At 39.6% G+C, this 15372-nt stretch carries 15 protein-coding genes and 1 pseudogene; 6 read left to right on the top strand and 10 right to left on the bottom strand.

The features are described from left to right. Positions 1–374: 374 nt before the first annotated feature. The 8 genes and pseudogenes from VPNCDNU1_RS12510 to VPNCDNU1_RS12475 all read right to left on the bottom strand — a co-directional run bounded on the left by VPNCDNU1_RS12510 (position 375) and on the right by VPNCDNU1_RS12475 (position 7842). Positions 375–1268 carry a DUF726 domain-containing protein gene (locus tag VPNCDNU1_RS12510; protein ID WP_104400615.1) on the bottom strand — a complete coding sequence of 298 codons (894 nt, stop codon included), beginning with the start codon at positions 1266–1268 and terminating at the stop codon, positions 375–377. 96 nt (positions 1269–1364) lie between these two features. Next, positions 1365–1667, bottom strand: a complete 303-nt coding sequence (locus VPNCDNU1_RS12505; RefSeq protein WP_104400614.1) for a hypothetical protein — start codon at positions 1665–1667, stop codon at positions 1365–1367. Beyond that, a complete protein-coding gene (locus VPNCDNU1_RS12500; protein WP_104400613.1) occupies positions 1660–2130 on the bottom strand; it encodes a hypothetical protein in 471 nt (156 codons plus the stop codon). Before VPNCDNU1_RS12500 ends, VPNCDNU1_RS12505 begins: the two co-directional genes overlap by 8 nt. Continuing rightward, a complete protein-coding gene (locus VPNCDNU1_RS29315) occupies positions 2123–2389 on the bottom strand; it encodes a YkgJ family cysteine cluster protein (RefSeq protein WP_104400612.1) in 267 nt (88 codons plus the stop codon). Before VPNCDNU1_RS29315 ends, VPNCDNU1_RS12500 begins: the two co-directional genes overlap by 8 nt. Then, positions 2386–4068: an ATPase gene (locus VPNCDNU1_RS12490; protein ID WP_237324126.1), complete on the bottom strand. Its 1683-nt coding sequence runs from the start codon at positions 4066–4068 to the stop codon at positions 2386–2388. The genes VPNCDNU1_RS29315 and VPNCDNU1_RS12490 overlap by 4 nt, the downstream gene beginning before the upstream one ends. A gap of 18 nt (positions 4069–4086) precedes the next feature. Further along, positions 4087–5160, bottom strand: a complete 1074-nt coding sequence (locus tag VPNCDNU1_RS12485) for a chemotaxis protein (protein ID WP_104400611.1) — start codon at positions 5158–5160, stop codon at positions 4087–4089. A gap of 25 nt (positions 5161–5185) precedes the next feature. Beyond that, positions 5186–6174, bottom strand: a pseudogene (locus VPNCDNU1_RS12480) (helix-turn-helix transcriptional regulator). 474 nt (positions 6175–6648) lie between these two features. Beyond that, positions 6649–7842 carry an acetate/propionate family kinase gene (locus VPNCDNU1_RS12475; RefSeq protein WP_104400645.1) on the bottom strand — a complete coding sequence of 398 codons (1194 nt, stop codon included), beginning with the start codon at positions 7840–7842 and terminating at the stop codon, positions 6649–6651. A gap of 412 nt (positions 7843–8254) precedes the next feature. Here VPNCDNU1_RS12475 and VPNCDNU1_RS12470 point away from each other — a divergent pair, with 412 nt between their 5' ends. Beyond that, positions 8255–9844, top strand: coding sequence for a putative bifunctional diguanylate cyclase/phosphodiesterase (locus VPNCDNU1_RS12470; protein WP_104400610.1), 1590 nt, complete (start codon positions 8255–8257; stop codon positions 9842–9844). 85 nt (positions 9845–9929) lie between these two features. Here VPNCDNU1_RS12470 and VPNCDNU1_RS12465 read toward each other — a convergent pair whose 3' ends face one another. Further along, positions 9930–10556, bottom strand: a complete 627-nt coding sequence (locus VPNCDNU1_RS12465) for an outer membrane beta-barrel protein (protein ID WP_167404779.1) — start codon at positions 10554–10556, stop codon at positions 9930–9932. A gap of 358 nt (positions 10557–10914) precedes the next feature. On the opposite strand from VPNCDNU1_RS12465, the gene phhA reads away from it, so the two are divergent. The 5 genes from phhA to VPNCDNU1_RS12440 all read left to right on the top strand — a co-directional run bounded on the left by phhA (position 10915) and on the right by VPNCDNU1_RS12440 (position 14636). Further along, complete coding sequence (phhA, locus tag VPNCDNU1_RS12460) at positions 10915–11703, top strand: phenylalanine 4-monooxygenase (RefSeq protein WP_104400608.1); 789 nt, start codon at positions 10915–10917, stop codon at positions 11701–11703. 9 nt (positions 11704–11712) lie between these two features. Then, positions 11713–12051: a 4a-hydroxytetrahydrobiopterin dehydratase gene (locus VPNCDNU1_RS12455; RefSeq protein ID WP_104400607.1), complete on the top strand. Its 339-nt coding sequence runs from the start codon at positions 11713–11715 to the stop codon at positions 12049–12051. Between the two features lie 360 nt (positions 12052–12411). Continuing rightward, entirely contained in the window at positions 12412–12951 is a 540-nt protein-coding gene (gene ectA, locus VPNCDNU1_RS12450; protein ID WP_104400606.1) for a diaminobutyrate acetyltransferase, read from the top strand. 23 nt (positions 12952–12974) lie between these two features. Further along, a complete protein-coding gene (gene ectB / locus VPNCDNU1_RS12445) occupies positions 12975–14240 on the top strand; it encodes a diaminobutyrate--2-oxoglutarate transaminase (RefSeq protein ID WP_104400605.1) in 1266 nt (421 codons plus the stop codon). Between the two features lie 9 nt (positions 14241–14249). Next, positions 14250–14636: an ectoine synthase gene (locus VPNCDNU1_RS12440; RefSeq protein ID WP_104400604.1), complete on the top strand. Its 387-nt coding sequence runs from the start codon at positions 14250–14252 to the stop codon at positions 14634–14636. 102 nt (positions 14637–14738) lie between these two features. On the opposite strand, the gene VPNCDNU1_RS12435 is transcribed toward VPNCDNU1_RS12440, so the two are convergent. Next, on the bottom strand, positions 14739–15275 hold the full coding sequence (locus VPNCDNU1_RS12435) for a cytochrome b (protein WP_104400603.1): 537 nt from the start codon (positions 15273–15275) through the stop codon (positions 14739–14741). Between the last annotated feature and the right edge of the window lie 97 nt (positions 15276–15372).

Raw genomic sequence — 15372 nt, 5'->3', positions numbered from 1 at the left:
GCTATTAGTATTGCAAACCTCCAATCTAGCGGCCAAATTCATTCTGTCACTACAACACTAACCTCGCTGACTCGGGGCCAACGAAAGTGAGTTGCAAAAACCCATATAGTTAGAAATAGCTGCTTCGCCAAGTGTGTATTTAGCGTTGGGCTTTCCAACATATAGAACAAAAAAAGCGAGCGCTAGGCTCACTTCTCATATTCAGATTCGAAAATCTATTGCAGTAGTTCTACCGATTGCTGGGCGATTACGAATTCCTCGTTGGTTGGATTGGCATTCGTATGACATGCATAATTATATGTGAAGAAAAGTGACCAAATTTATTCTGGTTGCATCAATAAGAACTGTGAACAATATCAACTAACTAGTAAAATTTAATTATGTTGCTGTAGTTGCTGCTTCAAGTACTGACCAAGTAATCTCTGTTTATAGCCAGTATGCCCAGATGCATATTCGGTCACATCTAAATTCACTGTATTCTCATTAGAGTCCATCACTGAAGATAAACCTGCAGGCTCATGATCCCACAGTGTTCCTGCTTTATAAGCACTTTTTAGGACATAATCTTTCATCGACATACAATTGATGAGCTTCAAACGATTATGTTTCTCCAAGATAGGTTGCCATTGCTCTTCATCACTTGATACTGCACCAGCCAAAACATAAGCCACAGATACCCTATTTGCCATGCTTAATTCATTTAAGGTGTGCCTTACAATGCGGCCACCTAGTGAATGCCCCATTAATATACAGTTTTCAAATTGAGCATCACTTTCAAGGTAACTTGTTAAACTTACAGCAACATGACGAGTTTCATGAAAGGATACTTTCCAGTGTCCAATAACCTTATCAACAACAAAGCCACCAGCCGTAGCTATCATACCAATCAAGTTTGTTCTAGCCATTAAGGTTGCAGCAAACCCTAGCTTGCTGCCACTAGCAATCTTAGCATTAGGAACAACTCCTTTATCAAACACCATGTCTTTGAAATTGCCTGCTTTCCATTGAACACGAACAACCTGATTATCTGGATATAGCTCATCAACAATTTCAAGCCAGTCTTTTGAACATTCTCCATTTTCGCTCATAAAACCATTAATGATAACTACTGACGGTAATTTTCCATCTCTAACTTTAACAATCTCACAAGACGGTGTATCTCTACCTCCCAGATCTTCTGTTTTCATTTCTGTTAGAGAATCTTTGATACTTTTTAATAGTGAATTAACATCAAATCCTGGCATAGATGCCTTAAATTTATTGAGCATTATTTATCACCCTTCAAAATTTTTCTTGCTTTAAAAGCCAAACTAATTACACCATAAAGAAAGACAAAAATACAAATATAGCGATAAACTTCATTTTCAGCCCAGTATCCGATTAAAAACAAACGCCACAACAGCCATCATTGCAATACCAATGTTAATCATTAAAGATTTCTTTTCATGCTTGATGATTAGCTTTCGCTCTTCAGCCATTTCATTGCGAATATCAGTAGCCACTTTATTGATACGCTGATCGACTAAATCTAATAACCCTGCTAGCTTTTCTTCATCAATGCCAAGGTCAATAGTTTTAGTTATTTCCGCCACTTCTTTAGCAGTTTTCGCCGATTCATCAAAGCACTCTATGGCGCTTTCGAAATGTCTATCTATGCTTTCAAACATTAGCCGCCTGACTCCCTGATTTATTAGATAGCTCAGACGCTACGACAGATGAGTATTTATACAGAATAGAAGCCGCATCTAATAAGTAGGGTAATTTTACATCGTTGGAGCTTTTCACTTTATTAACATCCATGATGAAGAACCTCTCTGATTTCAAATAATCATACGCCCCTATAAGCCATTCATTAACAAATGAACTAAACTCATAACCGTAAAAATCAAAGAGATCTACATGGTCAGACATATGTCTTATCTGCTCCAGATTATCAAAGATAACCTCCCTATTAATTAAGGTATAATCAAAGCCTTTTTCAATATGAACAGTGACAGATGTCATACCAGATCGGCATTCATACTCAGTAAATTCACATGACTCTGATACTTTGTAAAACCAAGATTCACCACCTGGTTCACGATGGCTCAAGTCCACAGTACTGAACATGGACATTATTTTACTAAACATTCTTCTTTCCTAATGACTCACATACTTCTAGGTTGATGGTGATAAATTCATCCCACGAATACTGCTTTGAATAATTCAGTCGATACTGAAGCTCAATTTGACATATTTCTGGTCGTTTTTCATAGATGCTACAATGCATATCTTCATTTAAATGCCGACAGACTCCGTCCCCACGATCTAACATTTGAGTTAGTGCAGATAGATGGACATTTGAACAACACTTACCGCATTGATTACAAGGAAAAGGTTTGAGGCTCATAAACTGTTTAGCCAATCACGAGTGCTTCTAATGTTGCTTGCTTCAAATGGTAGTTCGATATTTCTTCGCTTCACCTCTTGAGCCAACAAGTTGCCTTTTTCTACTTCACAATTAACAATAATCAAATTATCTGCAAATATTCTTAGCTCATTGATATCTAAATTAAACTCAATTGCAGCCAACTCCAAAAGATAAACATCAAGCTTCTCGTTCACATTTTGGAAGTATTCAAGTGTCTTTTTAGCGTCACTTTTAAAAGAATCTAAGTACTTCCATACCTTCGACATCATTTCGCTATGATCTAAAAAATATGAAAAACCGAGAGTCATAAGCCCTGAAGCAATTGCACTTACAAACGCAGCAATTTCTGACCCTAGTGGGACAGTCAACAAACTAGCAAGATGTTGATTCAATAGCGCTCCAAGAGCAACTGACACGCCTGTAGATAGGACTCGAATAACTTCTTTAGTAAGCTCTCCCGCAGAAAGCCTTTTAGGGTTGAAGAAAATCATTTTGGCTACTGTGGTAAGGCTACTCCACATTTCTCTTACAAGTTTCACTAGAGTCTTTTGAGTGGTAAAGAAGATATTCATAATAGTTGTTGTCAAGCTTGATAGAACACCTGCTAACATACCATTCTTAAACTCTTCAAAAATATCCTTAAATCTAGACCTAATTCTTTTCCAAATAGACAAGCCAATATCTTTTAGTTTTTCAAGAAATTTTTCGATGGTAAACGATTCATTCTTATCTTTAAATAACTCAGGAATAACATCTTTTAGCTCAAACCATACTTCGGCAAATACAGTTCCTAACGCTTGACGAACTCCCATTTTAAATCCACTTTTAGCCGCATCGTAACCTGTATTTTTTAGGAACTTGCGGCTTGTGTAGTACTGCTTATTTATTTCAGCATCATATTCTTTTCTAGCCTTATCATCGGCTTTTTTCATCTCAGTAGGGTCGATGCTTTCTAGTGCTTCTAAATGCTCTTGTTCTTTGCGAACTTTATCTTCTAGCTTTCGCTTTTTATGCTTTTGCTCTGGTGTTGTAGGGTTTTCCAGAAGTTTTAGTGCGTCAGTACTTTTCTGGATGCTTTGCTTCTTTTTATCAATAGTGGCTGGTAACTTCTCATTCAAAAATACATCCATTGAATGGTTTGATTTCAATGTGTTGATATAGCCAAAAGTTGATTGGAAGTTAGTATTTTTGTTCGCGATAACAACGCCATCAACACCAGCAAGAACTCTACCTGCATCATTATGAACTTCACTTGCTGATATAACGTGATCTAACTGTCTGTTGTCGCTTTGAGACATTGTTTGATTTCGATACGCATCATGAAGTTGACCTTCTTTCTGAGCAACCTTATCTGCTTTACCTTTTACTTTGTAATTTGCATGGCTATGGTAAGCATGAGAATCATATGTGCCTCTATCTCGATATTCATTTTTTACTTGCTCAGATAGGTGAATATCTTTATCCCTATTCTGATACTCCTGAGCATTATGGATAGTTGCTACATCTCCACCCTTCTTATCCTCAAAAAGCAGAAAATCTAAACCAAATGATGTAACTAAACTTTGAACAACCGTTTTGTGGAGTTCTTCTGTTAGTTGAAATTCTTTCTGTATTAGAGAAGTCATATTTATATCGCCAGATGCATACGGAGCTAGCAAAACTAGCTCCAAGTAGAATTAATATTTCTGAGAGGCTTTGTTTGAAGTCGCTAAGTTCGCGTCAATTTGATTAGCATTAATAACCTGTAAACCATCAGCATTCACTTCGATCTCTACCGCATTATCTTTAGTCATTACGACTCTACCATCGCTATCCATCTTTGGTTTGAAGAGTGGTGTCGTAATGATATCCGTTAGAATTGCCGCTACTTGATAGCCATTACCAATAATTTGAATTAACTCGTCAGTAATTTCTTCTCGATTTTCGCCCGACTTTATAACTATCTCCATTTTTTTGAGAGCATTAAAGTAAGGAAGGAAAATAGTTGTATAAATACGTTCAATCTCGATATGCAGTTTTTTAACATATATACGAGTTTGCCCTAATTGGTGTTGAGCTTTTTGCATCTTCGCAATTGCTTGTCCTACTTCTCTACGAGACTCTTTAGCATCCGACAAAGCTTCTTCTGCATGAGAAGCAAATGCCCAACCTGCAATAGCAATAATTGGCGCAGCAACTACACCACCAAGAACCATTGCACCACCAGCCATACCCATACCACCAGCGCTAAGAGCACCACCGCCGATAGCAGCCATTGTTGCGTTATAAGCAGCAGCACCAGAAAGAGCGGCAATTGGAGTACCAGTTGAGGCAGCAGCAAGAGCCATCACCCCCCCATAAACAGCATAGGCTGCGGCACCGCCACCAACAGCGCCTTTTGCCAACTCACCAAGGTAAGCTGTTGTAGAAAAAGCTAACCCATCAATCTGATCTAGTTTGTGTTTAGGAAAATCAACAGCAATATCCCCCACATTCGATTTCTCAAGTTTATCTAATAGCTCTTGGGCAATCGTTCGAAACTTCTTGAAATCACTACCCACTTTTAACTGTAACTCACCTAAGTTAGTCAAATGCTCTTCCGTAATTTCATTCGCTTCATCAAAGTGAGATTTAGTAGATTCATAATCCGATTTTGCTTTTTCTATAATCTCATTCGCTTCTGTTTTATCTTGGTAGCCGTCATATCCTTTTTTTGCTCCAAAGCCTGCTGCTGCAACTGCTGCTGCACCCAAAATAAGTGGTAAAGGCATATTTGCTCTCCAGTGTAATTAAATTTTATACATTTGAATTTGTTAGATCTAATTCATCATCATTGAAATGAATATCGTCAATTTTATTCCCGAATGCCATTAACCATCTTTTAAGTAACAATGAATCTGTAACTGTTGCTTTGATTAGATAACGCTGTTCATCTCTAGCTTCTATGGTTTAATCTTTGGAAAGAGGAGTCTCTGATAAATAAAAGCTTACATTTTCATCAGCCTTAAACGAAAGGATACCTTTTACTCCTTCTCCAAAGCCGAAACGTCCATCCGCATCATACTGTTCTAAAGAAAAGTTCTTAGGTCGCTCAAAACTGAATGTAGATGCTGTTGCTTTCGTAACCCTGTGTAACGCAACACTTCTCTCATTATCAAAGCCATCAAAACGACATACTAGATAGATACGGTTGCTCTGTTGTGCTAGCCCTAAAGGCATTACCAATGCACGATTATTTTTACGCTTAGCGTTTTTGTACTCGATCGTCAAAAGTCGATTGTGGAACAAAGCTTCGCTGATGATACTAAATATCTTCTCATCTATATTTTGGGGGGGAACAATGGTTGGGTATCAGCTACGAATCGTACTTTCTTAAGCCAAGCCCGTTCTTTTGAGTTTCCTGATACAGGATGCAAATTGTATCTAGCTTCCCCAAAAAAGCTTTGCATAGAAGCCATTAGATTCTGAGGTAGAAGATTGCTTAAGTAGTCTTCAGCAAGTGCCAATAGCAATGATTCTTGTGGCGTTAAAGTTGGTAAAGCTAAGCCATCAATATTCTGTTTTAAAGAATATCCATATGGTTTTGTTCGCTCATCCCGCTCAATCTCGAAGTGCTCACAAAGCATTTCAAGGTTGCGTTGAATCGTCCTGATATCTCTAGTTATCCCTGCATGTTTAAGTTCTTCGTGTAATTCTGAAGCTGTAACTTTTCGAGAGCGAGGAATTCGCTTTAGTAGTTCGAAAGCTAATGCTAAAGACTCACGAGTACTTGCTCGTTTAGTCATGCTTCTATCTTCTAGAACATCTAGGTGCTTACTAGCAACTAATGCTCACTCATTTCCTGGAATTCCGTGTACTTAAGCACTTAAATAAATGCTGCGACACAACATACAGAACATCATACAACAACGATCATACTGTGTAAATAACACGCTATCCTGTATACTTAACTAAATCCTATCGCAGCATGCGACAAAATATGTCGCACACACACGGTAGTTCCAATAAGAATAGTTAAACGATTTGAAATGAAGGCTTTGAGCTAAAGAGAGAAACCTTAAATAAGGTGACAGGAACGCAGAAATAAATTAGTAGCTTATATCTATCACTGAATAGCATAGGCAGAGCAAGTTGATTAGATAACTTTTGTTACAGTGGCTTGTGAACAGGTCAGCTGAAAAGCGCGAATAATTTCAAAGATAGGGAGCAAAAAAAGCTCCAGAGAACGGAGCTTTTGGACAGTTAATTTTAGCGCTAAATTACAGAAGTTCTACCGACTGTTGAGCAATCACGAATTCTTCGTTGGTTGGGATAACCATCGCAACTGCATTCAATATATCTGATCGAGCAATCACGCCAGACGCACCAAATCTTGCAGCTTCATTACCTTTTTTATCTTCCACAAAACCTAGAAGCTTGAGGTTTTTCAAAATCTCACTGCGGATCGGTAATGAGTTTTCGCCAATACCCCCTGTGAAAATAATGGCATCAAGGTGCCCTAGTGGAATTAAGTAGGAGCCGATGTATTTTGCAACGCGGTATGTAAATACTTCAAATGCAAGCTTTGCGCCCTCATGCCCTTCATTCATTGCGTCTAGAATGCCACGAGCATCGGATGTAAGCCCTGAAACACCGAGGAAACCCGATTTTTTGTTCAAGGTTTCAAACACCTTTTCTTGGCTCCAACCTTTCTTCATCAGAAATTCAATGATGCCAGGATCTAAATCGCCAGATCGTGTTCCCATCATTAGCCCGGCTAACGGCGTGAAGCCCATTGAAGTATCAACAGATTCTCCGTTGCTGATGGCACACACTGATGCACCATTGCCTAAGTGAACCGAAATGAAGCTGGATTCATTTACTGGTTTGTCGAGCATTTTTGCTGCTTCACGGCTAACAAAGTAATGGCTTGTACCGTGAAATCCATATCGACGAATACCATATTCTTTATACAATTCGTTAGAGATAGCTCCGGTAAACGCTTTTTGAGGCATGGTCTGATGGAAGGCCGTATCAAATACGGCGAATTGAGGCAAAGCGGGAAAGGCAGATATTGCAGCACGAATTCCGATCGCGCCTGCTGGGTTATGCAGTGGTGCAAGATCCGCAAGGCTCTCAATTTCTTGTAAGACATCTCCATCAATTCGAACCGTTTGAGTAAACCGTTCACCACCGTGAACAATTCGATGACCTACAGCCACAATGTTTTCTGTTAGCTTGTATTCTTCTACTAAACCAACAATTCGATTAATTGCATGGTGGTGATGATTTTCAAGTGCATCAATCTTCTCTTCAAACTTATTACCATCGTGTTTCCAGCTGATTACCGCATCAGGCAATCCAAAACACTCACCTAAACCGCTGACAACGGCACTGCCCGTTTCCGAATCAATAACAGCAAATTTGAGAGAAGAACTACCTGAGTTTATAACCAGAACAAAGGAATGAGACATAAGGTTATGAATCCTGTTTTTAGCTAATTTTCTGAAGCGATATGCTTTCATCGAAGATAAATCCATTATTCAATGATTTTTGAATCTTTCAACTTTATTTTAATTAACAAGTTATGCGAATAAGAGTTTTGTTGATCTAGCGCAGCAAAGCATTTACTTCGTGCAGAAAAATTAAAACCACCAATAAGCATCTGAATCCATATAAAAACATCTACTCTATTAAGATTGAAACGCTATAAGTGCTAAGCGCGTTGAATTCTTAAACTGACGAGCCTACCAAGCTGACCATTTTACGAAATATGTTTGGATCGTTGTCTATACTTTATCTGTAATAGATGTAAGAAGCGGACTTCTCATGCATCTACAGCTTATGCGCACAGCCTACTCGCGCAGCCATTGTTAAGGATTAAATGTGATTCTATTTGCCGACTTGCTCGTTTTTCTGGGGATTGTATTTTTGGGTTTTGGGCTCAAGCCTGCTATCCAAATTTGCCAGAAAACACATGAGCTGGGTTGGCAGATATTGTTAACGCTCATTGTTGCATTCACACTCGGCTACACATTATTTCTTCTTTATTTACTCAGCATACGTTCCGTTAGCTATATCGAATTAGGTATGGCGACAATCTTGTTCGGGGGAAGCTTATTCGTTGCTTTGGTCGTCAGCTACAGTCAAAAAAGCATCAACCAGATTGATGATATAGCTCAACTGGAGCGCTACAACGCGCTTCACGATTCGTTAACTAAGCTACCCAATCGCCAGTTTTGTATGCGTCAGCTCGACAAACGTATCGAGCGCAGAACACCATTTTCTGTCTTGTTATTCGATGTAAACAATTTTAAATACGTGAATGATGCTATGGGTCACCAATTTGGGGATATGCTACTCCAACAAATCAGCCAAAGACTAAGTATGGTGTTGCCTAAACAGGCTTTTTTTTCTCGAATTGGGGGAGATGAATTCGTCATAATATTGCGAACTGGAGGTCGAAAGCCTATTGAAGAGCTTTACTACGAGATATCAGAAGAATTGAGCCATCCATTCAATCTTGGCGAATACAGTATCATTACCTCCATCAGTACTGGCGTCAGCATTTACCCCGAATACAGCACAGAGAAAGATCAGATCCTCAAACAGGCAGATGTCGCGATGTATGAAGCAAAGCGTTCAGGTTGTGGTTTATATTTCTACTCAAGTCACCTAGCGGATCAAGCCAAAGAACAACTTGCCATATCCAGCCAATTAACGTCCGCACTCCACAATCAAGAATTTGAGCTTCACTACCAACCTATTGTTAACACTAGGTATAATTCTCTCTATGGTTATGAAGCGCTAATTCGGTGGCCCCAGCCAGACGGAACGTTCATATCACCCGAAAAATTCATTCCAATAGCAGAACAGTCACATATTATTCGTGACATTACAGATTGGGTCGTTAATCAAGTCATACTTGATATGCAAATCTTTAATGAATCAGGCATCGACGCCAGTATTCACTTAAACCTGTCGGCTAAAGACTTAAATAGTCGCGCACTGTTTAATAATCTCAAACAATTGGTAGATAGCGATCAAATCAACCCAAGTCGGCTTGTTTTAGAAGTAACAGAAAGCAATATGCTTAAAGACTTGAACAATACTAAACAAGTATTAGACGCATTGAGGGAGATTGGGTTCAAGATCAGTTTAGATGACTTCGGTACAGGTTATTCTTCACTGACTTTGCTTAGAGAACTACCGATCGACCAAATTAAAATTGACCGCTCCTTTGTGTCGGGAATGCACAGGAGCGATTCTGATCATGCTATTGTCCGATCTTCAATTTCGTTGGCGCATGGGCTGAATTGCACGGTGATTGCTGAAGGCGTAGAAGAAACAGAGCTAATGGCTCTGCTTGATACAGCGAATTGTGACTACGTACAAGGGTTTATCAATGGTCGAGCACAAACAATAGAGAACATTGTCTATTGGACAAAACAGCACCAATTAAAAAGCGCCATTTAGTTATATCCACGTTAGCAAAATAATATGGATAAACGAAATCGCGCTGAATACTGCAAGTTTGATTGATTACTAGCGTTACAACAAGTTAAAACTCGTACCCCATAGTCACGTATAAGGCATAAAGGTTTGCATCCCCTTCTTTCCCATCCTTCTTAAGCGATAGATGGTTACCCCGTAACTCAGTACCAAATTCAAAATTGTTATCCAATCGGTAGGTACTTCCAATTGACCACATATACCCTAAGCCTTTTGCTTTTGGCTGGGAATCTTTATCAACCGTTACCGTCTTTTTGTATTTTAACGCTTCGACATACCCATAGGATAAACCAGCACTACCGTAAACATCGATGCAGTCAGTTAGCGAATACGTTATTTTTGGTGCTGCATTCAATACTAGGGAGCTAATTTCTTCCACTTCGTAAAGGGAAGATGTATCTGACTTTTTCTTTGAGTTGTAATGAATATCGCCAGATAGTGCAACGCCTAAATAAATGTCTTTTTCCTCTGTCCAACTTGATGTCATACGCGAATATTCAAGCGATAAAGATCGCCCTACCAATTCATAATCGCCAACACTCGCCACTTTAGACTGGAAACTGGATCCGCCAACCTTGGCAGTAAATAATTGATAAGTCTCAGGGCGCTCTGCTGCGCTAACATGTGAGGATAATGCAACTGCACTGGCAAAAACTAAAGCAAACTGTTTTTTCAAAACAATATCCAAATAATCTGACTGTATTTATAAAGAAATTGAGCTTTGCAAGAAAACACTCTAACAATGGCATCAAATTCTCATGATTGATTGAGCGCGCGAGATTCTACACAACTAATATGCATGTCAATAGAGTGATTTATGAATTTTCGCTGAACAAATTACTACTTATTTTCATTACGTGATTTGGAACACCTTCTTACCCATTGCGCTAACGAGACTCAAGCTTTCAAAAGTGCATGTAAATTAATTGTTACAGATTATAATTTCGGGAAATTGATGGTTTTGTAGACGACGATTTAGTTTTCATCGATAGTTACCACATTAACGCAACATATTCGCAACATCGTGGTGACTTATGACTAAGCAGAGTAAATATCAGTCAAAGACGGCAGATGAAAATGGTGTCATTCAGTGGACTGACGAAGAAAATGACGTATGGCAAACGCTCATTCACAGACAACTTAGTTGCATCAAAAACAGAGCCTGCCATGAGTACATGGAAGGGCTAAAAAAGCTCAATCTCCCACGCGAGCGTATTCCTCAACTTCATGAAATTAATTCTGTACTCTCTTCAGAAACGGGCTGGCAATGCGAAGCGGTACCTGCCTTAATAAGCTTCGACAAATTTTTCGAAATGTTATCTGAACGAAAATTCCCAGTCGCCACTTTTATTCGCAAAAGAGAAGAAATGGAATACCTTCAAGAACCTGATATTTTCCATGAAATATTTGGTCACTGCGCGATGCTAACTCACCCCGCTTTTGCTGCTTTTACCCATTCTTACGGTAAGTTAGGGTTAAACGCTTCAAAAGAAGACAGGGTTTATCTCGCTAGGCTATATTGGTTCACCGTTGAGTTTGGTCTAATTAAAAACAGTAATGGAGTGAGTATCTATGGTGGCGGAATTCTCTCTAGCCCAGGCGAAACACAATATGTTTACAGCGACCAACCTGTATTTGCACCTCTAATACCCCTTGATGTTTTGCGTACCCCATACCGAATTAACATCATGCAACCAAAATACTTTTACATCGACAATATAAGCGAGCTTTTCGACATAGCTAATCTTGATATTATGTCGCTTATTAAACACGCCAAAACATTGGGTCTACATTCGCCCATGTATGAACTTGAACACGATTAAGGAAAAATCATGTCAGAAGTACTGTTAGAGTCATCTTGCGAAGCGTGCCGTTTTGATGCACCAAAAGTTGAAACAGAAGAAGCCAAAAAATTACTAAACCAGATTCCTGAATGGCAACTCATCAACGTAAATGGCATTTCGCAACTTGAAAGGGTTTATACGTTTAAAAACTTTAAGTTAGCTTTAGCGTTTACCAATCGCATAGGAGAAATGGCTGAAGAAGAAGGACACCATCCAGCACTGACAACCGAATGGGGAAAAGTAACAGTTCAATGGTGGAGTCACTCGATCAAAGGCCTCCATAAAAACGATTTTATCTGCGCAGCAAAAACAGACTCGCTGCTCTGAAGCGCTTCAACAAATTCGTTTGTAACCTCAGGTTCGTAGGCATGCCCTGAGGTTACTGCCTTCCCCTCAGCCATCAACAATCCACTCCATATCCGCAACAATCATTCCATACCCACAAATCACGTCGCCAAACTACGCAATATTTGTATTAGTCTGACACCTGCATAATATTCTAATGACAATTTGATTATCTTTTAGTTCGTACACTAAACTTTAGAATTCAACCATTCCAATCATATAATATGTGACGCAACTCGCAATTATGGCGATAAAATCAGTTCAGCTTGATTTGAGCCCTAAATAATGTACCCTTCTGCGAAGTAATAATGTTTAGACCTCTAAAGGAATGTGTGGCATCAAATGACAATTGCAGCCCCATGGGTAGCTAACCCAGACATATTAGAAAAGGCAAAAACAAAGTGGATATTTCGTAACCCTGACAAAAAGGACGGCGATGATATTCACCAGCTTATAGAGAGCTGTCCTCCTCTAGACACCAACTCCTCTTATTGTAATTTCTTACAGTCCTTTCACTTCAAAGACACATGCATCGTTGCAGAGTTTGACGGTGAATTAGCTGGTTTCATTTCCGGCTATTGTAAACCTAGTTCACCGAAAGACTTGTTTATTTGGCAAGTTGCAGTCTCCCCAAATCACAGGGGGAAAGGGCTGGCATTTTCAATGTTGAAAGCGCTATTGAAAAAAGAAAGCTTGAAAGCGGTAGAGTGCGTAGAAACCACAATTACCGAATCAAATCAGGCTTCATGGAGCTTATTCAAGAAATTAGATAAAGAAAACGGAAACACCGGAAGCAAAACCATATTTTTGGATGAAGCCGAACATTTCAAAGGCAAGCACGATACCGAATATTTGTATCGCATCCCTCTACTTAAAATTTAACCCAAGGAAAAAGCGGTCCCACAATGGATATCTTTAAGAAAAAGGAATCTAAAGTCAGATCCTATTCAAATAACTTTCCAGTTGTTTTTCAAAAAGCGCAAGGTAGCTGGCTAGAAGCAGAAAATAACAATAAGTACTTAGATTTTCTAGCAGGCGCAGGGTCTCTAAACTACGGGCATAACAACCCAGTTTTGAAAGATGCTTTACTCACATACATTACCAACGACGGCATTACGCACGGCTTAGACATGCATTCTGAAGCCAAAGCAGAGTTTCTGCATGCATTGGAAAAGCATATTCTCGCACCACGCGACCTAGACTATAAAGTTCAGTTCACTGGACCTACTGGTACGAATGCGGTTGAGGCAGCATTAAAGCTCGCAAGAAAATTCACGGGTAGACAAAATATTGTAGCGTTTACAAATGGATTCCACGGCTGTTCTATGGGTGCGCTTGCTGCTACAGGTAATCAACACCATCGCGGTGGTGCAGGAATGGCACTCACAGGGGTGACACGCATACCCTACGAAAATTACGCCGATGTTGATGGGCTAGCGCTATTCGAAGCCATGCTTTCAGACAATTCAAGTGGTCTCGATGCACCTGCTGCTGTTCTTCTTGAAGTGGTACAAGGTGAAGGTGGCTTAAACGTAGCCAGCAATGCTTGGTTGCAAAAGCTGAGTACCATTTGTAAAAAACATCAAATCTTACTAATCGTCGACGACATCCAAGCCGGCTGTGGTCGCACTGGAACTTTCTTCAGCTTTGAGCCTTCTGGTATCAAGCCTGATCTCGTCACTTTATCTAAGTCGATTAGCGGGTTTGGTTTACCAATGGCAGTTGTATTGCTTAAGCCTGAGTTGGATGTTTGGAACCCAGGTGAGCACAACGGTACGTTTCGTGGTAACAACCATGCTTTCGTTACCGCAACAAAAGCATTGGAATTGTATTGGGCAGATAGTCAGTTTGAACAGCATATCTCCGAGCGCTCAAGCCAAGTTCGCGAGCATTTAGAACAATCACTACTTAAATTCCCTCACTTATTTGAAAGAATAAAAGGTCGTGGAATGATGATTGGAATCGAGTGTAAAAACCCTGACGTAGCAAGCCTTATTACTCGCAATTGCTTTGATCGCGGTATGATCATCGAGACTGCAGGACCAAATGATGAAGTTGTTAAGTTCTTCTGCCCTCTGACCATTACAGAGGCGGAACTGGCTCAAGGCTTAGAAATATTTGAAGCGTCTTCTGAAGTAGCCGCTCAACAGATAGTAAAGAAAGCATCTTAGGAATTTAGAATGATTGTAAGAACTTTAGAAGAATGTCAAAACAGTGAACGACGTGTTGTGTCAGACAACTGGGAAAGCGTTCGCATGTTGCTTAAAGATGACAAAATGGGCTTTTCGTTCCATATCACTACTATTTACGAAAATACGGAAACGCATATCCACTATCAAAATCATCTTGAGTCGGTTTACTGCATGAGTGGTGAAGGCGAAATCGAGGTAATTGGCGGTAAAACTTACCCAATTAAACCAGGTACGCTTTACATTCTCGACAAACATGATGAGCACTATCTAAGAGCGTATAAAGACAAAGAAATGGTAATGGCTTGTGTATTCAACCCACCAATTACTGGCAGTGAAGTTCATGACGAAAACGGCGTATACCCAATTGTAGATTAACCTACATTGACGTATCAGACCTGACAGGTACAAGCAATCCAACGCGATCTTAAGTGGCTTTACGTTTAAGATCGCATTCTTTTCAAAGTTGATATTAAGAAATTAGTTTTTCTTGGCGATTCCTAACATTCGGCTTAGTGTGCCATCTTTATCAATAAACTGGTGCTTAATAGCGCCGCCAATATGTAAAAATAGCCCGACAAGCAATACCTTAAAACCGATTCCGTGAATAGCACCACCCAAATTGCTTAATGATTCTGCTTTTTCACTTTTTGCAATCAACTCCATTCCAAAAAATGCCAAACCGTGACCTCCACCAACACTCATTAGTACACCGGACAAAGGCATAGCAACAGTGCCAATCAATAACAGATAATGAACAATCTTAGACAGGTTTGTTTGCCACCTAGGCATAACAGCAGCACTAACTATTTCCCCTTCTTTTAGCCGCCATGCAATTCGAAGAACAGCCACCAAAAGCACCATCAACCCAAGTGATTTATGTGTTGCGAGCAATTCAAACTTCTCTGCTCCTCTAGGCAACCCTTCAACGAACTTACCCATTCCCAATGTAACGATAAAACTGATGCCCACAAGCCAATGAAAAATAACTGTAGGGGTAGAAAGACGATTACTCATATATCACCTGTATTTTGTGTGGTTTTATTATGAGTAAATCATGCACAACACTCGGTTAAAGTTCGATACCGCATTGTGTAAAGTTATGTAAATATAC

The organism is Vibrio penaeicida (assembly GCF_002933855.1).
Taxonomy (GTDB): domain Bacteria; phylum Pseudomonadota; class Gammaproteobacteria; order Enterobacterales; family Vibrionaceae; genus Vibrio; species Vibrio penaeicida_A.
Note: the sequence above shows the minus strand (reverse complement) of the source record. Positions and strands in the feature narration are given on the sequence as shown.